The sequence below is a fragment of the Sediminibacillus albus genome, assembly GCF_900101125.1.
In the GTDB taxonomy this organism is placed as follows: Bacteria; Bacillota; Bacilli; order Bacillales; family Amphibacillaceae; genus Sediminibacillus; species Sediminibacillus albus.
This window is the reverse complement of record NZ_FNFL01000001.1, coordinates 421,263-441,698: the sequence shown is the minus strand read 5'-3', so window position 1 is coordinate 441,698 and position 20,436 is coordinate 421,263. Positions and strand designations below refer to the sequence as shown.

The window sequence follows — 20,436 nt, the reverse complement described above, 5'->3', positions numbered from 1 at the left end:
ATACTACTGCTGAATCTAAGCAGATTCAGTTTGTATTCTAAACAATAGTTTTTATGGATTGAATAGTAAAATAGGAGAATGATTATGTTCCTGAAACGATTAGATACAGTTGGTTTTAAATCTTTTGCTGAACGTATATCCGTTGACTTTGTACCGGGTGTGACAGCGGTAGTAGGCCCAAACGGCAGCGGTAAAAGTAATATTACGGACGCTATCCGGTGGGTACTGGGAGAACAGTCAGCGAAATCCTTGCGCGGCTCCAAAATGGAGGACATTATTTTTCAAGGCAGCGATTCCAGAAAAGCCCTGAATATTGCAGAGGTTACCCTTACGCTTGATAACAGTGACCAGACATTAGCACTCGATTACAATGAAGTAAGTGTGACGAGAAGGGTTTATCGATCGGGAGAAAGTGAATTCCTGATTAATAAGCAGTCTTGCCGTTTGAAAGACATCATTGATCTATTTATGGACTCTGGCTTAGGTCGGGAAGCTTTTTCAATTATTAGCCAGGGGAAGGTAGAAGAAATATTAAGTTCCAAAGCAGAAGAGAGAAGATCTATTTTTGAGGAAGCTGCAGGAGTATTGAAATACAAACAAAGAAAAAAGAAAGCTGAATATAAGCTGGCTGAGACACAAGAGAATTTAAATAGAATTGAAGATATTATATATGAAATAGATGGGCAGCTGGAGCCTTTGAAGGAGCAAGCTGCCGTTGCCCAGGATTTTTTACAAAAGAAAGATGAGTTAAAAGAAGTTGAGATTTCCCTGTTGATTGCTGAAATTGAAGAGCTTCATACAAAATGGAAAGCTCTGCTTTCAGAGATTGAAGTACAGAAACAAAAAGAAATCGAAATGCAAACCAGCATTCAACAGAAGCAGGCAAACCTTGAGGAAGGGCGAAGCCAAATCCAGGCATTGGATGAATCCATCGAAGAGCTGCAGGAGTCATTACTGGATCTTACCCAGCAGTTGGAGAATCTGGAAGGGAAAAAGCAATTAATTAATGAGCGCCATAAGCATTTCCAGGATAATAAGTCAAAGCTTGAAGAAGAGAATGGCCAATTAAGGGAAAGATCAGAAACATTGAAAAACGAGCTGGATAGCGAAAATGAAAAATTGGCTGCATGGGAAAGAGAGAAGCAGGAAACCAGAGAGAGCCTTAAGCAAACAGCAAAACAGCTATCGGCAACCGGGCAAAACATCGAAGAACAAATCGAAGAACTCAAAAGTGAATATATAGAGCGTTTAAATGAACAAGCGGCAAAGCGAAACGAGAGACAATCGATAGCCAAGCAGCTGGAACAAATCGGGATGAAAAAGAACAGCCAGCAGGATAAGTTCAAAGGACTTATAAGTGAGCGGGAGAAGCTTGAAGCCCAGTTGGAAGAACTGCAAGCCGAATTAAAGGGCCGTACGGAGAAACGGAAAGCTGCTGAACAAGAATTCGAAAAGCAGAAAAAAGCGCTGGAATCAGATAAAGCAAATTATCAAGAGCTGCAAACCAAACTTTATCAAGGCTACCAGTATATAGAAAAGCTTAAATCGAAGAAAGAGATGCTTGAAGATATGAAGGAAGGATTTCAAGGGTTCTTCCAAGGTGTAAAGGAAATACTGAAGGCAAGGCAGGAAAGTGAAATAGCTGGCATAGAAGGGGCAGTCATCGAGCTGATCGATGTTCCAGCTGACTATATCTCTGCGATTGAAACGGCTCTTGGCGGACAGGCCCAGCATGTAGTTGTAGAAGATGAAGCAAAAGCAAGAGCAGCCATCAATTGGTTGAAAAAAAATAATAAAGGGCGCGCTACCTTCTTGCCGATTACTGCTATAAAACCAAAATTTATACCAGGCGATTTAATGACTTCTGCTAAAAACCATCCAGGTTTTGTCGGTATTGGTTCGGATTTGGTTAAACATAAAAATGAACATCAATCCATTGTCAGGAATCTTTTAGGCAATGTAGTGATCGCAGATAATTTGAAAAATGCGAATGAAATAGCCGTCAAATTGCAACGGAAGTTCCGGATAGTCACCCTTGAAGGGGATGTCATAAATCCCGGCGGGGCTATGACCGGTGGTGCACAAAAGAAAAACAGCCAATCCCTGTTTTCTCGTGAAAAAGACTTACAGGATATTACGAAAAAGCTTGCTGATTTTGAAACGAAAGCATCGGCTTTTGAGAAACAGGTCAAAGATCGAAAGCAGTCCAATGAAGATTTGGAAAGAAGTATGGAGAAACAGCGGGAAGCGATTAAGATAGCTGAACAAGAAGAGCAAGACTCGATTTCAGCACTGAAAGAGGTTGAAATAAAGGTTTCCCATTATAACGAGAACTTAAAACTATATGACCAGGATACCAATCAATATGAAACTGATTTGGCAGATTTAAAACGACGTGAATCAGGACTGGCGAATGAATTGAGCGGCATTGAAGCTGTTCTGAAAGAAATCCAAAAAAAGATAGATGACTTAAACAAACAGCAGTCAGACCATCAGCAAAACCAGGATAAACTGCAATCTAAACATCATCAGCTGGAAGTCACTATGGCCGAACAAGAAGCACAAGTGAATAGCCAAAAGGAAAAATGCCAGTCGCTGGAACGGCAATATACAGAAACTTATCAGTCATTACAGGATAATATCAAACAATTACAGCAAATATACGAGTTCCAAAACAATGCTGAAACAGAGCAGGAAATCGATGAGAAGCTGCTGGAAAAAAGAAGACATAAAGAAAAAGTGACCCAGCTTATCCAGGCGCGCCGCCAGGAGCGTTCAGATAAAACAGAGCGGATGAATGACCAGGAGCGGGAAATCAAAGAAAAAAACCGGTTATATCAATCAATTGCCCAAGACCTCCAAGATAAGGAATTAAAGGCAGCCAGGTTTGATGTTGAGCTTGAAAACCGACTGAATCATTTACAAAATGAATATTCGTTATCATTTGAAAAAGCCCGCCAAACATACAAAAAAGCCGAGGACGTGGAACAAACCAAGCAATCAGTGAAGCTGATTAAGCGGTCCATCGAAGAATTGGGAACTGTCAATTTGGGCGCTATTGACGAATATGAACGAATATTAGAGCGGTATGAATTCTTGACTGACCAGCAAACAGATTTGGTACAGGCAAAAGATACACTGTTCGGTGTTATTTCAGAGATGGATGGAGAAATGGTCAGAAGATTTGAGGCAACCTTTACGCAAATAAAAGAAGAATTTTCCACTGTCTTTCATGCATTATTCGGAGGAGGCAATGCGGAGCTTAAACTGACGGAGCCTGATAACCTCCTGGAAACAGGAGTAGATATTATCGCCAGGCCTCCAGGCAAAAAGCTCCAGCATCTTGGATTACTTTCTGGAGGAGAAAGAGCGCTGACTGCGATTGCTCTATTATTTGCGATTTTACGAGTACGGCCCGTACCATTCTGTGTACTTGATGAAGTGGAGGCAGCCCTGGACGACGCCAATGTCAACCGATTTGCCAGGTATTTAAAAGAATTCAGCGAAAAAACCCAATTTATTGTGATTACTCACAGGAAGGGAACAATGGAAGAAGCCGATGTGCTTTATGGCGTCACCATGCAGGAATCCGGCGTTTCCCGGCTTGTATCTGTAAGGCTGGAGGATGCTCCGGAACTGGTAAAAGCATAAATGAGAGAGGAAGGTACTATGAGCTTTTTTAAAAAGCTGAAAGAAAAATTCAGCGGTGATGAAACAAAGCAAGAAACACAGTCAGATAAATACAAAGAAGGATTGTCAAAAACAAGAAGCTCGTTTTCAGGCAAGATCAATGATCTCGTTGCACGCTATCGGAAAGTCGATGAAGATTTCTTTGAAGATTTGGAAGAAATACTTATTTCGGCCGATGTAGGTGTAGCAACGGTTATGGATTTGATTGACGAACTGAAAATGGAAGTGAAACGGAGAAATATCAAAGATAGTAAGGAAGTAAAAGAAGTAATCTCTGAAAAACTAGTAGATATTTATTATGGGGAAGAAGCGGAAGATGTAGAACAATTAAACCTCAACCAAAACGGCTTATCCGTCATTCTGTTTGTAGGAGTTAATGGGGTCGGTAAAACGACGACTATCGGCAAGATGGCCCATCAACTGAAGGAGGAAGGAAAAAAGGTAGTGATGGCTGCAGGCGATACATTCCGTGCCGGGGCGATCGAACAACTGGATGTTTGGGGAGAACGAGTCGGTGTTGAAGTAATCAAGCATAATGCCGGCAGTGATCCAGCTGCTGTTATATTTGACGGAATCCAGGCTGCGAGGTCCAGAGGAGCGGATGTTCTCTTATGTGATACAGCGGGAAGGCTGCAAAACAAAGTTAATCTAATGAATGAATTGTCAAAGGTTAAAAAGGTTATTTCCCGAGAAATTCCTGAAGCACCCCATGAAGTTCTGCTTGTCCTTGATGCTACTACAGGTCAGAATGCAATGAGTCAGGCGAAGACATTCTCAGAGGCTACTGATGTATCCGGCATCGTACTTACCAAGCTGGATGGCACAGCTAAAGGGGGAATCGTGCTGGCAATTCGGAATGAAATGAGTATTCCTGTGAAGTATGTAGGGCTGGGCGAAAAAGTAACAGACTTACAAGCATTTGATGCACATGCCTTCGTTTACGGGCTATTTGCAGACATGATGGAAGAAGATACGCCTTGACAGATGAAGGTAATGTTAGGTAGTATTTCTATGTAAAGGTTTTTCACTTAACAAGGAGTGCTCATCTTGCTGGAAAAAACGACTCGAATTAATTTTCTGTTTGACTTTTATCAGGAATTACTAACACCAAAGCAAAGGAATTACATGGAACTTTATTATTTAGAGGATTACTCTCTTGGAGAAATTTCCGAAACCTTCCACGTTTCCAGGCAAGCTGTCTATGATAATATTCGGCGGACAGAAGCGATGCTGGAAGCTTATGAGGATAAGCTCCATTTGTATAAAAAGTTTAAAGAGCGAAACAGCCTGCTGGAAGAAATGGAACAGGCATTTCGTTCAAATCAGATAACAACTTTAAGAGAATTGATCGATTCTCTCAAAGAATTAGATTAGGAGGGCTCCTTCTATGGCATTTGAAGGCTTGGCCGACCGCCTGCAAGGTACAATCCAAAGAATTAAGGGCAAAGGTAAAGTAACAGAGCAAGATGTCAAAGAAATGACAAGGGAAGTTCGTCTGGCATTATTAGAAGCAGACGTCAACTTCAAAGTAGTAAAGGATTTTGTCAAGCGCATCAGAGAACGGGCAATTGGACAGGAAGTGATGGAGAGCCTTACTCCTGGTCAACAAGTTATTAAGGTTGTCCGTGATGAATTGACTGAATTAATGGGCGGAGAACAAAGCAAGATAGCTGTCGCTGATCGACCGCCGACAGTAATCATGATGGTAGGTTTGCAAGGTGCAGGTAAAACAACGACAACAGGGAAACTAGCTAATCTGCTAAGAAAAAAATATAACCGAAATCCGATGCTTGTGGCAGCCGACGTTTATCGCCCTGCAGCAATCAATCAGCTGGAAACCTTAGGAAAACAGCTGAATATGCCTGTCTTTTCACTAGGGACTGAAGCAAATCCCGTCGATATAGCTAACCAGGCGATAGAGAAAGCAAAAGAGGACCATCAGGATTATGTGATTATTGATACAGCTGGACGGCTGCACGTAGATAACGATTTAATGGATGAATTACAACAAATCAAAGCCAACGTACAGCCTGATGAAATTTTTCTTGTTGTCGATGCTATGACTGGACAGGATGCTGTCAATGTTGCGGAAAGCTTTAATGAACAGTTGGAAGTTTCCGGTGTTGTCCTGACTAAGCTGGACGGTGATACAAGGGGCGGGGCAGCTTTGTCCATTAAAGCTGTCACAGATAAACCGATAAAATTTGCCGGGATGGGAGAGAAGCTGGACGAATTGGAAGCATTTCATCCAGAAAGGATGGCTTCCCGTATCCTTGGTATGGGTGATGTGCTTTCCCTGATTGAAAAAGCCCAGGATACTGTAGACGAAAACAAGGCAAAAGAATTAGAAGAGAAGATGCGTTCTGCAACATTCACTTTTGATGACTTCCTCGAACAGATGGGCCAGGTCCGGAATATGGGGCCGCTGGAAGACATTATTGGGATGCTGCCTGGAGCAAACAAAATGAAAGGCCTGAAAAATGTCCAGTTTGATGAAAAACAGCTATCCCATGTAGAAGCGATTATTCAGTCGATGACAAAACAAGAACGGCAGGATCCCAGCATTATGAATGCCAGCCGTAAAAAAAGAATTGCAAAGGGGTCGGGGCGAAATGTATCAGAAGTCAACCGGCTGTTAAAGCAATTCGAGGAAATGAAGAAAATGATGAAACAGATGTCCAATATGCCGAAGGGCAAAAAAGGAAAAGGAATGAAATTTCCGTTTATGTAATGGAAAAACACTTTACAGCTAAAAGAACTTCTGATAAAATCTAAACTTGTGATAAGCAATATTAATGATGGAGGTGCAAGACATGGCAGTTAAAATTCGCCTAAAGCGCATGGGTTCAAAAAGAAACCCTTTTTATCGCGTAGTAGTAGCTGATTCACGTTCTCCTCGTGACGGACGTTTAATCGAACAAATTGGCACTTACAATCCGGTAGCTAATCCGATTGAAGTTAAATTAGATGAAGAAAAAGCGCTTGACTGGATGGCTAAAGGTGCAAAGCCTAGCGATACAGTACGTAACTTATTCTCTAAACAAGGCATCATGACTAAATTCCACGACATGAAAAACCAAAAGTAAAGTAGTGTGATATCATGAAAGCCTTAATTGAAACAATGGTGGCTCCATTAGTCGACTACCCGGATGATGTGGTAGTATCAGTCAATGAAACAGACGATAGAATAACATACCACTTAGCTGTCAACCAGGAAGATGTCGGCAAAGTTATCGGCAAAAACGGCCGTATAGCTAAAGCTGTACGAACAGTAGTTTATGCTGCTGGTTCGGATACAAAAAAGCGTATCTATTTGGATATCATGTGAAAAGGGGAAGGGGAAACCTTTCCCTTTTTTCCCAATTCCAAAAGGAATCATCCAATCCCCCTGCCTAATCATTCATCGTTGATAGATGATTTTTTTAAAATTGATTTCTTCTTATGCTTTTTTGTGCTATCTCCAGGATGTAACCGGAAGGATAGAAAAGCAAACAACTATCTCGCTCCTAAAGAAGGGGCGGCTTGGCGAAGTTTTCTAATAGAAAGGCAGGAACGATAGTGAAAATTATTCGGAAAATTCCAGTGAAACAGGTGATTACCGAAAAAAGCAAACAGGAGCTGTCAGAGCAATTTAATCATAATCGACAGCAGCTTGAACAAGAGTGTCAACAACTCCAGTTTGAACAAAGAAAACTCCAGAATAAAAAAGGTGTTTCCAGGCAAGAAGTGGCAAACCGTTTCCAAAAAGAAATAACGAAACGTAGGGACAAAATAAAATGGATAGAATTTCAGGTGGAGCAGTTGAGCATACTTCCGGTAGGCAGTGAAATAACGGAAGGCGAAGTTGAATCTCTTGTTGAAGTTGAAGAAGGATATAACTGGGACAGCCTTGTAGATGATAAAGCAATCATCGTAAAGGATGGTACTGTTATCCAAATAAAATAGCAGGTGAACGTTATGAATATAAATAAAAAAATGTTTAATGTTGGCAAAGTAATTAATACCCATGGAATCCGCGGCGAGGTAAAAGTGTTGAGGATTACTGATTTCGAAGAAAGATTTGCAGAAGGAAGACAGTTGTACTGGACAGGAGAAGACCAAACAGATCCGGTAACTCTTGTGGTAGATGGGCATAGACGCCATAAAAACTTCGATTTGCTTCATTTTGAAGGTTATGATTCGATCAATGATGTAGAAAAGTTAAAAAACGGAATGTTAAAAGTAACAGAAGACCAGCTTACGCCGCTGGAAGAAGGGGAGTTCTATTACCATGAAATTATCGGCTGTGGGGTTCACTTATCTTCTGGAGAGCATTTAGGAGTTATTAAAGAAATATTATCGCCGGGAGCGAATGATGTATGGGTTGTTCAACGTAAAGGACAGAAAGACTTACTTATTCCTTATATTGAAGATGTAGTCAAAGAGATTAATATCGATAACAGTAAAGTAGTCATCGAGCCTATGGAGGGACTGCTGGACTAATGAAAATTGATGTTTTGACCCTATTTCCGGAAATGTTTGAAGGAGTATTTAATCATTCGATATTGAAAAAAGCCCAAGAAGCAGATGCTTTTCAGTATAAGCTGGTGAATTTTCGGGATTACTCCGAAAATAAACATAAGAAAGTAGATGACTATCCATATGGAGGCGGTGCCGGCATGGTATTGACCCCTCAGCCGCTGTTTGATGCTGTCGAGGATTTATCCGCAGGTTTTGATAATAAGCCGAGGGTGGTCCTGCTATGCCCTCAGGGAGAGACCCACACACAGGAAAAAGCAGTGGAGCTTTCCAAAGAAGAACATCTGATTTTTATTTGCGGGCATTATGAAGGTTATGACGAAAGGATCAGAGAGCACCTGGCAACCGATGAGATATCCATCGGCGATTATGTCCTCACAGGCGGGGAATTGGGTGCTATGGTAGTTATTGATAGTGTTGTACGGCTGCTTCCGGGGGTGCTGGGGAATGATTCATCTGCACCGGAAGATTCTTTTTCCAATGGCTTGCTTGAGCATCCACATTATACGAGACCTGTTGAATTCCGTGGCCTGCGGGTGCCTGACGTACTAGTTTCCGGTAACCATGGAAAAATTGCTGAATGGCGCAAGCTTCAATCCTTAAAAAGGACGTTTGAGCGGCGCCGCGATTTATTGGAAAACTATCCATTATCCTTTAAAGAAAAAGAATGGTTGGAAAGTCTCAAATAGGTCGCCCGTTTCTCTACCTATAATTCATCTGGAAAAAGGCAGTTTTGGTTACAGACCATGAGAGTATTATCAATTAATAGTTGAAGTAATAGATAGGATATGGTATATTATTTGTTGTGCTTAAACAGTGGTGTTTAAGCCTTATAAACAGTGTTCCGCTGTCTTTATTCTTAAGGTAAGAACATTGGTTTGGAAGGAGTGTAACAGGATGCAAAACATTATTGAAGAAGTTACAAAAGAACAGCTTCGCACTGACCATCCTGAATTTCGCCCTGGTGACACAGTTAAAGTCCACGTGAAAGTTGTGGAAGGAACCCGTGAACGTATCCAGGTATTTGAAGGCGTTGTAATCAAACGTCAAAATGGCGGAATCAGCGAAACTTTTACTGTTCGTAAAATTTCTTATGGTGTGGGAGTAGAACGTACTTTTCCAGTACATTCTCCTCGCTTAGACAAGATTGAAGTATCCCGCCGCGGTAAAGTACGCCGTGCGAAACTTTACTATCTTCGCAACCTTCGTGGTAAGGCTGCTCGTATTAAAGAAATTCGCTAATTTGAAAATTTTGAAAGGAGCTTGCTTAGTCAAGCTCTTTTTTTCTACCATTAAATGCTGACAAGCTTAACATTCGCTCATATAGTTGGATTAATCATTTATTTAAAAAACTGTTTAAATAGTATTTTATTGTGCAAGTGGTCAGGTAGGATAAACTAAGTTTATGGACCACTTAAACTAGTGGGTAGGTATAACCACTTGTGAAGCTGTAATACATGGAGGTTAGAGTATGGCCAAAAAAAAGAATGAATGGCTGGACTGGATAAAAGCGCTTCTGATTGCCGGCCTGCTGGCTGTTATTGTAAGAATGTTTTTTTTCGCTCCTATTGTTGTGGATGGGCCGTCTATGCAGCCGACACTGCACGACGGCGATCATATGATCGTTAATAAAATAAATTATTCTATAGGAGACCCAGACCGTTTTGACATTGTCGTCTTCCATGCTACAGCGAAAAAGGATTATATTAAGCGGGTGATTGGAGTTCCTGGCGACCATGTTGAAGTTAAGGATGATTCGCTGTATATCAATGGAGAGAAGGTAGAGGAGCCGTATATTGACTCTTCCAAAGGGATGATGGGGGATAATCGCACTTATACCTTTGACTTTAAATTGGAGGAATTACCTGGCGGCTACGAAGTTATCCCGGAAAACCATGTTTTGGTTTTGGGTGATAACCGGGGAAATTCTACTGACAGCCGTTTGCTTGGCTTAATTTCCTATGACCAGATTGTTGGAGAAGTTCAGTTGTTATATTGGCCGCTTGACCGCTTTCGCTTAATCAGATAAACCATCCCAGATGGATACTGGAAATGATTTATCTGTACGTAGAAACATAATGGATAAACCTTTGGTTACTTATCATGATAAAAAGGAGGGGTGGCATAAAAGATGACGATTCAATGGTTTCCGGGCCATATGGCCAAGGCTAAAAGAGAAGTACAGGAAAAATTAAAGCTGGTCGATTTTGTTATTGAGTTAGTTGATGCCAGAGTGCCGGAGTCTTCTCAAAATCCGATGCTTCAGCAAGTATTGCAGGACAAGCCAAGAATGAGAATCTTGATGAAAAAAGATCTTGCAGACCCAGCAGTGACCAGTGCCTGGCAAGCAAAGTTTGAAAAAGAAGGCACACCTGCGGTTGCGGTTGATGTTCAGAATAAGCAGGACATCCAAAAGGTAATAACGACAGCTAAAGAGATGGGAAAAGAAAAGCTTGAAAAATTAAAGAAAAAAGGAATAAGGCCGAGACCCTCCCGGGCGATGATTTTGGGTATTCCTAACGTTGGTAAATCAACTTTGATTAATCGGCTAGCCAATAGAAAAATAGCTAAAACAGGCGACCGGCCTGGAATAACAACTAGCCAGCAATGGATCAAAATAAAAAAGGACTTTGAATTGTTGGATACACCAGGTATTTTGTGGCCAAAGTTTGAAGATGAGCTTGTCGGTTACAGACTGGCTGCGATTGGAACGATTAAGGATCAGCTTCTTCCTTTAGAGGATGTAGCAGCTTTCGTTATCGGTTATCTTCGTGACAACTACCCTGAATTGTTGAAAGAACGATTTAATTTAGATAGCGATGTAGAAGATATGGGGCAGGTTTTTGAAAAGATCGGAAGCTTAAGAGGCTGTCTGGAAAGCGGAGGCAGGATAAATTTTGAGAAAACTGCTGATATAATCATCCGTGATTTAAGATCAGGCAGATTAGGGGCACTAACATTAGAAACCCCGGTAAACCATCAAGGTAAATAACACCGATGGTGCTGGTATATCCCTTTATATTTTCCGTTGCCAAACTGGATACTTAATAAAAAGCTGATAAGGCATTCATCTTCTGATGGTGCCTTTTCCTGCTTTAAAACTACTATTGTTGTGACGATATTATAGTTATGGGAGATGAAAAGATGGTTTCAACACTAACAATAAGGGATATTAAAAATAAATTAGAATCCCAACAGGAGATATCCGAAGAATTTATAAGTCAGTTAAAACATGATAATAGAAGAGGTGTACAAAAGTTACTGGACGGTTATCAGCGCCGCCAGGAAAAAGCGTTGCTCGATAAACAGTTATTTACTGAAATGAGTACATATGAAAGAATACAGCAGCAAAGCGGTAAATCATTTATTGCTGGTATCGATGAAGCCGGACGGGGACCGCTGGCTGGTCCTGTGGTAGCTGCTGCTGTAATTCTAGGCGAGTCTTTTTATTTGCCAGGATTAAATGATTCTAAGCAAATAAATGAAAGGCTGCGCAATGAATACTATCAGATAATTACCAGTCAGGCGAAATCTTGGGCGGTCGGCGTAATTGATAATCAGGAAATTGATAATTTAAACATATATCAAGCATCAAAAAAAGCAATGCACATCGCTTTAAACAACTTAAAGCAGCAGCCTGACCATGTATTGATTGACGCTGTCCCTTTAGAAAGACTTCCATGTACTTCTGAAGCTATTATTAAGGGTGACCAAAAAAGTATTTCGATCGCTGCCGCAAGTATAGTTGCCAAAGTGACCAGAGACCGAATGATGGCTGACATTCATGCTGACTATCCACTATATGACTTTATAACCAATCAAGGATATGGAACAAAGGCTCACATTACTGCTTTACATAAACATGGAATTACTCCATATCACCGAAAGAGCTTTGCACCAATCAGAGAGCTGATTACAAAGTAAAGGAGTGCTAATATGGCTGGAACGAACCCTGCTGCTTCAAAACTTTTTGATACTTTACATAATAAAATGCCGGCTCAGCAAAGCCTGTCTTTAAAACCAGGGCAAATATTGGCCGGGAAAGTGTTGAAACTTTATCCGGATCAAAAAGCTTCCATTCAGCTCGGAAACCAGCAAATGGTTGCCCAATTGGAGGCGCCTTTGACTGTTAAGGATAACTACTGGTTTCAGGTTCAGTCTGTCGGCCAATTTATCCGGTTGAAAATTTTGTCCAACAGGCCTGCTGATCAATCTAAGCAAGCTATTTCCAAGCTTTTTGAAGAGTTGGGGTTGAAAGAGACAAAAACCCGGTCTGCTTTACTCAGGCAATTGCTAATAGATAAGATTCCTTTTCAAAAAGAGAGTCTTGGAGAAGCATTTAAGCTGCTAGAAGGATCGATTGATAAGCAGACGGCACGCCAGATAATAATGCAGATGTTCCACCGCAAGCTTCCTGTGACACCATCTGTTTATAAGGCTGTTAAAGCTATCAATGAAAATGCCTTTGGGGATTTGCTGTCAACCGTACAAAGCAATATAAAGGCTTCCGGAACACCGACTGCTAACCAAGCAGCCCTTGCAGGTAAGATAAGTCAATTTACTTTCCAGGAAGGTAATTCTTTGGATGTTCAACTTAGAAACCAAATAATCAAGGAGGTAAACCAAGAAAAACAAGTGATTTTCCAGTTGTTAAAAAAAACAGAAATGCTTCCTTCCACTGTCCGTTTTGCAGACTGGCAGGAAAACTGGCGAAGCTGGCAGAACAGCCAATCAGCGAGTACGGTTCCACCTTTTACTCTTCAAGGAAAAGAAACGCAATGGCTATCTAACATAGAGCAATTACAACTCATGCAGTTACCGGAAAATTCAAAGCAGGCTGTTGCTGAACTTTTACAACTATCGGATAAATTAGCTAAGTCTTCATTAACTGCGAATGAACAGCAAAGGCTTGCAGGATTACAGATGCAGATTTTGAAAGAGGCAGGAAACAAAGCGTTTCCACTTACTGACGGACAGAAGGAGACGATCAGACAGTCTGCCCAAACTGCCTCTATAAGCAGGGAAGCAGTTCAATTGCTTAAAAGTATTGCAGATAAACAGTTATCCCCATCCATTGCTGCTGCTTTATCTGAAATAACGGCAGGCAGTATAGAAGGCCAAAAGCAGCTGGCATCGAATCCAAAACAATACTTTCTGGCTAAATTAGAGCAAATATTTCAAGGATCAGGTATAAACCATGAATATGAGCTGGCAAAGGCGAATCTTGATAACTTACAATCGAAGGATCATTCCCTGAAGTCGTTACTTCTTCAATCAATCCAGGACAGCACCAGCAGCGGGAAAGGAATTGAAAAGCTTGACACTTTACTTCATTTCTTAAATGGGATACAGCTCACCAATCAACAGGAGGCGGGGAACTTCTTACAAATAAACCTTCAGCTTCCCGGAGATAAAATCGGAATGAAAAAAGATATTTCTATCGACATTGAAGGCCAGAAGGATGAATCCGGAAAAATAAATCCTGATTTTTGCCATATTTTATTTTATTTGGATTTGGAAAAGATGGAAGAGACTGTGGTGGATATGAATATACAAAAAAGAATGGTCAGTATAACTGTTTACAATAATAACGAACAGCTTGATCGCTTATTTTCTTTTTTTAAGCCGGCTCTGCAGCAGGGGTTGAAAAACCTTGATTACCACTTATCTTCTGTTCAACTTAAACCTTTGGAAAGCAATAGTAAAGAACTTTCTATGATTCAATCAGATACTGGCAATGACAGAAAACAAGGAGTCGACTACCGGATATGACTGAAAAAAAACCATTCAGAAAAGCAGCAGCTTTAAGATACCAGGAGGATAAAGATACAGCGCCAAAACTGACAGCAGCTGGGAGAGGGTATGTTGCAGATAATATTATTGCAAGGGCGGAGGCTGCCAATATCCCGATCCAGGAGGATTCTACATTGGTCGAACTTCTATCTGAGCTGGATATCAATGAATCAATACCTGATGAATTATATCAAGCAGTAGCGGAAGTATTCGCGTTTATATACAGGGCAGATAAGAAGATGTAATGCTAAAAAGTTATGAATCTATTGATAATTGATAGTAATGTGTGGACAGTATACGACTTTTTTTTATACAATGGATTTGCAGTGAAAATTGATGGGAGGATGGAAGATGAACATTCACGAGTATCAAGGCAAAGAAATCTTGCGTAAATACGGCGTTGCTGTTCCGGATGGCCGTGTTGCTTATACCGTAGATGAAGCAGTAGAAGCTGCGAAAGCATTAGGCAGTGATGTATCGGTAGTAAAAGCACAAATTCATGCCGGCGGCAGAGGTAAGGCTGGCGGAGTAAAAGTAGCTAAAAATCTTGATGAAGTGCGTACATATGCCGACGAAATTCTTGGTAAAACGCTGGTTACTCACCAAACAGGACCTGAGGGTAAAGAAGTTAAGCGTTTACTCATAGAAGAAGGCTGCGATATCAAAAAAGAATACTATGTCGGTTTAGTGCTGGACCGCGCTACTTCCCGGGTAACTATGATGGCATCCGAAGAAGGCGGAACAGAAATCGAAGAAGTGGCAGCAGAAACTCCCGAGAAAATTTTTAAAGAAGTAATTGACCCTGTTGTCGGTTTGACACCTTTCCAGGCAAGAAGACTGGCATTTAACCTTAACATTCCGAAAGAATATCTCTCAAAAGCAGTTAAGTTCATGATTGGCTTATATACTGTTTTTGAAGAAAAAGATTGCTCCATTGCTGAAATAAATCCTTTAGTTACAACTGGAGATGGGGAAGTCCTTGCTTTGGATGCTAAGTTGAATTTTGATGATAACGCGGTATTCCGCCAAAAGGATATCGCTGAATACCGCGACTTAGAAGAAGAAGATGAAAAAGAAATTGAAGCATCAAAACATGACCTCAGCTATATTGCTCTTGATGGGAATATTGGCTGTATGGTTAATGGCGCCGGCCTTGCCATGGCAACCATGGATATAATTAAGCACTATGGCGGCGATCCCGCAAACTTCCTTGATGTAGGGGGCGGTGCTACAGCCGAAAAAGTAACCGAAGCATTTAAAATCATTTTGTCCGATTCCAATGTAAAGGGAATTTTGGTCAACATTTTTGGCGGAATTATGAAGTGTGATGTGATCGCCGAGGGCGTTGTAGAAGCAACTAAGCAAGTCGGTTTGGAGATTCCGCTTGTTGTTCGCCTCGAAGGAACAAACGTCGATCTAGGCAAACAGATTCTTGCTGATTCCGGCCTGAATATAACTGCTGCTGAGTCAATGGCAGACGGTGCGGAAAAAATCGTATCACTAGTTAAATAGGTTATAAGACAGTGGTGCGGTATTTCTATGGCTAAATGAAAGCAGCCCGAATGGTTTCCTCTTGGATTCATCGCTGCTAAAGATAGTCCCTGAAGAGTAAAAATAGAAAGGACGGACGAAAATGAGTGTATTTGTTAATAAAGATACAAAAGTAATAGTTCAAGGTATTACAGGTTCTACAGCCCTTTTCCATACAAAACAAATGCTGGAATATGGCACTAAAATTGTCGGCGGTGTCACTCCTAAAAAAGGCGGCACCGAAGTAGAAGGGGTACCTGTATTTGATACTGTTCAAGAGGCTGTTGAAAAAACTGGCGCTAATGCTTCGGTAATTTATGTGCCTGCTGCATTTGCCGCTGATGCAATTATGGAAGCGGTTGATGCAGAACTTGATTTGGCAATTTGCATCACTGAGCATATTCCGGTCCTTGATATGATAAAGGTAAAGCGGTATATGGAAGGCAAGAAAACCCGTCTTGTAGGCCCTAACTGTCCAGGTGTGATAACTCCTGAAGAATGCAAAATAGGTATCATGCCGGGATATATCCATAAAAAAGGTCATATTGGCGTTGTGTCACGTTCGGGAACATTGACTTATGAAGCTGTACATCAATTGTCAGAGCAAGGATTCGGCCAGTCGACTGCTGTTGGTATCGGCGGGGACCCTGTTAATGGCACAGATTTCATCGATGTACTTAAAGCGTTTAATGAAGATCCTGATACAGAAGCAGTAATGATGATTGGTGAAATCGGAGGTACTGCTGAGGAAGAAGCTGCTGAATGGGTGAAAGCAAATATGACGAAACCTGTAGTAGGCTTTATTGGCGGTGCTACTGCGCCTCCTGGAAAACGTATGGGCCATGCTGGAGCAATTATTTCAGGTGGTAAAGGAACCGCAGAAGAAAAGATTAAAGTAATGAATGACTGTGGCATTCAGGTGGCTGAAACCCCTGCTGTCATGGGAGAAACAATGATTGGCGTTTTGAAAGACAAAGGTCTTTTGGATAAATGTAAAACTCATTAATCATTGGCGGCTGGCTTAAAGCGGAACGTTTTAAGCCAGCTTTTACATATTTAATCAAGAAGGAAGTGGAATGGCATGGACCGAAAAAACAAACTGCTCCTTATTCACCGATGTCGGGGAGCAACAAGACCGTTAATGCGAAAAATTTTAAATGAGGACCCTCAGTTAGAACAGGTTTTCAACTATTCAATCCTAGATTTGAAGCAAAATTTCTCCTTGTCAGAAAACCGGGCTCGTTCCCTCTACTCAGATCTCCACAGCTCACACGTCTTCCATCAGCTCCAAGCAGACTTATCTAACTTTCAAGCTGTTACAATATTTGACTCCGCTTATCCTCCCCTACTGAGAAGCATTAAGGATTGTCCGCTCGTATTATACTTCATTGGAGAAATAGGCTTAGTGCGGCATTTTCCTTCATTAAGTATCGTTGGCACAAGAACCCCTTCGAAAGAGGCGTGTTATAAAATGAATAAAATTATCCCGCCATTGATTAGTGAAGGCTGGTTAATCGTTAGCGGAATGGCTAAAGGAATTGATGGCTTTGCCCATCAATTGGCAATCGAAGGATCAGGAAAAACGATTGCTGTTCTAGGTGGAGGTTTCCGGCATATTTATCCGAAAGATCATAGAGGTCTTTTTCATACAATGGCGGCTTCCCAATTACTCCTGTCTGAATACCCTCCAAACAGCCCTCCCCAGCGTTACTATTTTCCGGAAAGAAACAGGTTAATCAGCGGCTTGAGCTTCGGTACTCTAGTTGTCGAGGCAAAGGAAAAAAGCGGGACATTAATCACCGTCGACCAAGCGTTAGACCAAGGCAGGGAGGTATATGCAATTCCAGGTTCCCCATTGTCTCCTGAAGCTGCGGGCTGTAATAAAATGATTCAGGAGGGGGCTAAATTAGTACAAAATACCTATGATTTGCTGGAGGATTGGCAGTATGCCAGTAGCAAATGGAGTCGGTTTTTGTCAGAAAAACGAGAAATCGCTTTCGATTTTTTGAATGATCTACAGTAGCACGTTTGACAAATCATAAAAAAGTATTTAATAATAGGGAAGATTTATCAGACAAATTTCAGACCCGGAAGGACAGTTTTCCTCTTCGGAAGAAATAAATAAAAAACTAATCAATTGATAGAGACAGATTACCTCTTGGGAGGAACAAACATGGCAGATTATCTTGTAATTGTAGAATCTCCTGCAAAAGCCAAAACGATTGAACGTTATCTAGGCAAAAAATATAAAGTGAAAGCTTCAATGGGGCATGTGCGGGATTTACCAAAAAGTCAAATGGGTGTCGATGTAGATAATGAATTTGAACCCAGATATATAACGATCCGTGGAAAGGGACCAGTATTAAAAGAACTAAAAACAGCTGCAAAGAAAGCTAAAAAGGTTTATCTTGCTGCCGACCCTGACAGAGAAGGGGAAGCGATTGCCTGGCACCTTGCCCACAGTTTAGATATCGACGGCAGCTCTGACTGTCGGGTAGTGTTCAATGAAATCACTAAAGACGCGATCAAAGAATCATTCAAACATCCACGGGCGATAGATATGGATTTAGTAGATGCCCAGCAGGCAAGGCGGATTTTGGACCGATTAGTTGGCTACAATATCAGTCCGCTTTTATGGAAGAAAGTAAAAAAAGGCTTAAGTGCCGGAAGAGTCCAATCAGTTGCCGTGAAAATGATTATTGAACGGGAACGGGAAATAGAGAAGTTTGAACCTGACGAATATTGGTCAATCGAAGCTGACTTTTTAAAAGGCAGCGAAAAATTCGAAGGTGCCTTTTATGGCATCGACGGTAAGAAGCAGGATTTACCTAATAAAGAAGAAGTCGACAAAGTTCTTTCCAAGCTAAATGGAAAGGATTTTACCATCGATAAGGTGAATAAACGAGAAAGAAAACGTAATCCTTCCAAACCGTTCACTACTTCTTCTTTACAACAAGAGGCAGCCCGGAAGCTTAACTTCAGGGCAAGAAAAACAATGATGGTTGCCCAGCAATTATATGAAGGAATCGATTTAGGCAAAAAAGAGGGAACAATCGGATTGATCACTTACATGAGAACAGATTCCACCAGAATTTCCGAGACAGCTAAAAAGGAAGCAGCTGAGTATGTTACGGAGAATTATGGCAAGGAATATCTCGGCTCAAGTAAGAAGGCTAAAAACGCTGAAGGAGCACAAGATGCCCATGAAGCAATCAGGCCTACATCTGTTTACCGGGATCCGAAGTCTTTGAAAAGTATGCTGTCCAGGGACCAATACCGTCTTTACAAATTAATTTGGGATCGATTTACTGCAAGTCAAATGGCCCCTGCCGTGATGGACACTATGACGGTTCACTTAATTAATGAAGGAGTCGAATTCCGGGCATCAGGATCAAAAGTTAAGTTTAAGGGATTTATGAAAGTTTATATCGAAGGCCGGGATGATAATAAAAAGGAAGAAGACATACTGCTGCCGGACTTAAAAGAAGGCATGACTGTTAAAGCAGGTGAGATTGAACCGAACCAGCACTTTACACAGCCGCCGCCAAGATATACCGAAGCACGGCTTGTCCGTACTATGGAAGAACAAGGACTGGGACGTCCATCCACATATGCACCGACTTTGGATACCATCCAGCGCAGAGGCTATGTTACTTTGGATAATAAACGGTTTGTCCCGACGGAACTGGGTGAAATAGTAATTGATTTATTAAAAGAGTTTTTCCCGGAGATCATAGATGTTGACTTCACGGTGAAAATGGAAGGCGACCTGGATGCGGTCGAAGATGGAAAAACAGAATGGATCAAAATTATAGATGAATTCTACACCGGTTTTGATAAACGATTAGAAAAAGCAGAAAAAGAAATGGAAAAAATAGAAATAAAAGATGAGCCAGCTGGTATTGACTGTGAAAATTGCGGCCATGAGATGGTTTATAAAATGGGAAGATACGGCAAGTTCCTTGCTTGCTCAAACTTTCCAGAATGCCGCAATACAAAGCCGATTTTAAAGGAGATAGGCGTAAAGTGCCCTACCTGTAAAGAAGGCAATGTAGTAGAACGAAAAACAAAGAAAAAAAGGACATTTTATGGGTGTGACCGCTATCCTGACTGTGAATTCATTTCCTGGGATAAGCCAATTTCCAGGCCATGTCCGAAATGTGACTCTTTGTTAGTAGAGAAAAAGTCTAAAAAAGGCACACAAATTCAGTGTACCAACTGCGATTATAAGGAAGAAACACAAAACTGATAAATGATAGAGCGGGCGCAAAGCACCAAACCAAATGGTTTGGTGTTTTTATTTTCATTTTAGTTGAAAGCTGCTTTCAGTTTTCAGAACAGATATTTCGTAGATGTTTTGTTACAAAAATCGATATTTAGGGTATGAGAATAATGAATAGGAGGGATAATATGTCTGAAAAGAAAAAATATTATGTGAAGGTTGATTCTGGAGAAGTGAAATCAGCTCCGACTCCTGATAATAGTGTAGAATACGAGATTGAAGGCAATTATGAAGACAAACTAAGCATCGAAAATTTATTCCATGAACAACACTTGGCCGGCAGCCGATCTGCTGAATTGCATTACCGTGCTCCTTTCCAAGAAATATCAGCTGATAAAGAACGAGAGCAATACGACGATGAAATGGTCAATATTTATAAAAGGATCCATGAATTAGGAACACCGGAAACGAAAGAAAAAATAGAACAAATCGGTATATTGGAAGAAAAATAATCCGGTGTTCCGCTTGTTCGCCAAAATAAAAATGTCGGAAAAAGTTCTTATTTGACAGTTGTCAAAAATACGGCTATAATTACCGTTCTGTAAGAGGGTTTTACTTGACACTGTCATTGCGGCATAGAAAGGTTGTCGAGATTAACGGCAGCCTTTCATATAGTTTCCTTA

The 20,436-nt window shown here is 41.1% G+C and carries 20 protein-coding genes; all 20 read left to right on the top strand.

Annotated elements, in window-relative coordinates:
• The first annotated feature begins 84 nt into the window (after positions 1-84).
• The 20 genes from smc (at position 85) to BLR93_RS02190 (ending at position 20,265) form a co-directional block, all read left to right on the top strand.
• Positions 85-3,651 (top strand): chromosome segregation protein SMC, encoded by a 3,567-nt coding sequence (gene smc / locus BLR93_RS02285; protein WP_093210799.1) that lies wholly within the window; start codon positions 85-87, stop codon positions 3,649-3,651.
• Positions 3,652-3,669: 18 nt separating this feature from the next.
• The gene (ftsY, locus tag BLR93_RS02280) at positions 3,670-4,671 is read left to right on the top strand and encodes a signal recognition particle-docking protein FtsY (protein ID WP_093212302.1); all 1,002 of its coding nucleotides are present in this window, start codon (positions 3,670-3,672) and stop codon (positions 4,669-4,671) included.
• Between the two features lie 66 nt (positions 4,672-4,737).
• Positions 4,738-5,064 (top strand): putative DNA-binding protein, encoded by a 327-nt coding sequence (locus BLR93_RS02275; protein ID WP_093210797.1) that lies wholly within the window; start codon positions 4,738-4,740, stop codon positions 5,062-5,064.
• A 13-nt stretch (positions 5,065-5,077) separates the two neighbouring features.
• Complete coding sequence (ffh, locus tag BLR93_RS02270) at positions 5,078-6,421, top strand: signal recognition particle protein (RefSeq protein WP_093210795.1); 1,344 nt, start codon at positions 5,078-5,080, stop codon at positions 6,419-6,421.
• Positions 6,422-6,503: 82 nt separating this feature from the next.
• Positions 6,504-6,776 (top strand): 30S ribosomal protein S16, encoded by a 273-nt coding sequence (rpsP, locus tag BLR93_RS02265; protein WP_093210793.1) that lies wholly within the window; start codon positions 6,504-6,506, stop codon positions 6,774-6,776.
• A 14-nt stretch (positions 6,777-6,790) separates the two neighbouring features.
• Entirely contained in the window at positions 6,791-7,018 is a 228-nt protein-coding gene (locus tag BLR93_RS02260) for a KH domain-containing protein (RefSeq protein WP_093210791.1), read from the top strand.
• Positions 7,019-7,212: 194 nt separating this feature from the next.
• Positions 7,213-7,635, top strand: a complete 423-nt coding sequence (locus tag BLR93_RS02255) for a YlqD family protein (protein ID WP_245690038.1) — start codon at positions 7,213-7,215, stop codon at positions 7,633-7,635.
• A 12-nt stretch (positions 7,636-7,647) separates the two neighbouring features.
• A complete protein-coding gene (gene rimM, locus BLR93_RS02250) occupies positions 7,648-8,172 on the top strand; it encodes a ribosome maturation factor RimM (protein WP_093210789.1) in 525 nt (174 codons plus the stop codon).
• A complete protein-coding gene (gene trmD, locus BLR93_RS02245) occupies positions 8,172-8,897 on the top strand; it encodes a tRNA (guanosine(37)-N1)-methyltransferase TrmD (protein ID WP_093210787.1) in 726 nt (241 codons plus the stop codon). Before rimM ends, trmD begins: the two co-directional genes overlap by 1 nt.
• Positions 8,898-9,105: 208 nt before the next feature.
• Positions 9,106-9,450, top strand: a complete 345-nt coding sequence (gene rplS / locus BLR93_RS02240; protein ID WP_093210785.1) for a 50S ribosomal protein L19 — start codon at positions 9,106-9,108, stop codon at positions 9,448-9,450.
• A gap of 229 nt (positions 9,451-9,679) precedes the next feature.
• On the top strand, positions 9,680-10,237 hold the full coding sequence (lepB, locus tag BLR93_RS02235) for a signal peptidase I (RefSeq protein WP_093210783.1): 558 nt from the start codon (positions 9,680-9,682) through the stop codon (positions 10,235-10,237).
• 102 nt (positions 10,238-10,339) lie between these two features.
• On the top strand, positions 10,340-11,200 hold the full coding sequence (ylqF, locus tag BLR93_RS02230) for a ribosome biogenesis GTPase YlqF (protein ID WP_093210781.1): 861 nt from the start codon (positions 10,340-10,342) through the stop codon (positions 11,198-11,200).
• A gap of 152 nt (positions 11,201-11,352) precedes the next feature.
• Positions 11,353-12,132, top strand: a complete 780-nt coding sequence (locus tag BLR93_RS02225) for a ribonuclease HII (protein ID WP_093210779.1) — start codon at positions 11,353-11,355, stop codon at positions 12,130-12,132.
• A gap of 12 nt (positions 12,133-12,144) precedes the next feature.
• On the top strand, positions 12,145-13,980 hold the full coding sequence (locus BLR93_RS02220) for a hypothetical protein (protein WP_093210777.1): 1,836 nt from the start codon (positions 12,145-12,147) through the stop codon (positions 13,978-13,980).
• On the top strand, positions 13,977-14,246 hold the full coding sequence (locus tag BLR93_RS02215; RefSeq protein WP_093210775.1) for an EscU/YscU/HrcU family type III secretion system export apparatus switch protein: 270 nt from the start codon (positions 13,977-13,979) through the stop codon (positions 14,244-14,246). The genes BLR93_RS02220 and BLR93_RS02215 overlap by 4 nt, the downstream gene beginning before the upstream one ends.
• 106 nt (positions 14,247-14,352) lie before the next feature.
• Positions 14,353-15,513, top strand: coding sequence for an ADP-forming succinate--CoA ligase subunit beta (gene sucC, locus BLR93_RS02210; protein ID WP_093210774.1), 1,161 nt, complete (start codon positions 14,353-14,355; stop codon positions 15,511-15,513).
• A gap of 121 nt (positions 15,514-15,634) precedes the next feature.
• Positions 15,635-16,537 (top strand): succinate--CoA ligase subunit alpha, encoded by a 903-nt coding sequence (gene sucD, locus BLR93_RS02205; RefSeq protein ID WP_093210772.1) that lies wholly within the window; start codon positions 15,635-15,637, stop codon positions 16,535-16,537.
• A gap of 75 nt (positions 16,538-16,612) precedes the next feature.
• A complete protein-coding gene (gene dprA / locus BLR93_RS02200; RefSeq protein ID WP_093210770.1) occupies positions 16,613-17,554 on the top strand; it encodes a DNA-processing protein DprA in 942 nt (313 codons plus the stop codon).
• 150 nt (positions 17,555-17,704) lie between these two features.
• Entirely contained in the window at positions 17,705-19,780 is a 2,076-nt protein-coding gene (gene topA, locus BLR93_RS02195; RefSeq protein ID WP_093210768.1) for a type I DNA topoisomerase, read from the top strand.
• A 161-nt stretch (positions 19,781-19,941) separates the two neighbouring features.
• Positions 19,942-20,265: a hypothetical protein gene (locus BLR93_RS02190; RefSeq protein ID WP_093210766.1), complete on the top strand. Its 324-nt coding sequence runs from the start codon at positions 19,942-19,944 to the stop codon at positions 20,263-20,265.
• Positions 20,266-20,436 lie beyond the last annotated feature (171 nt).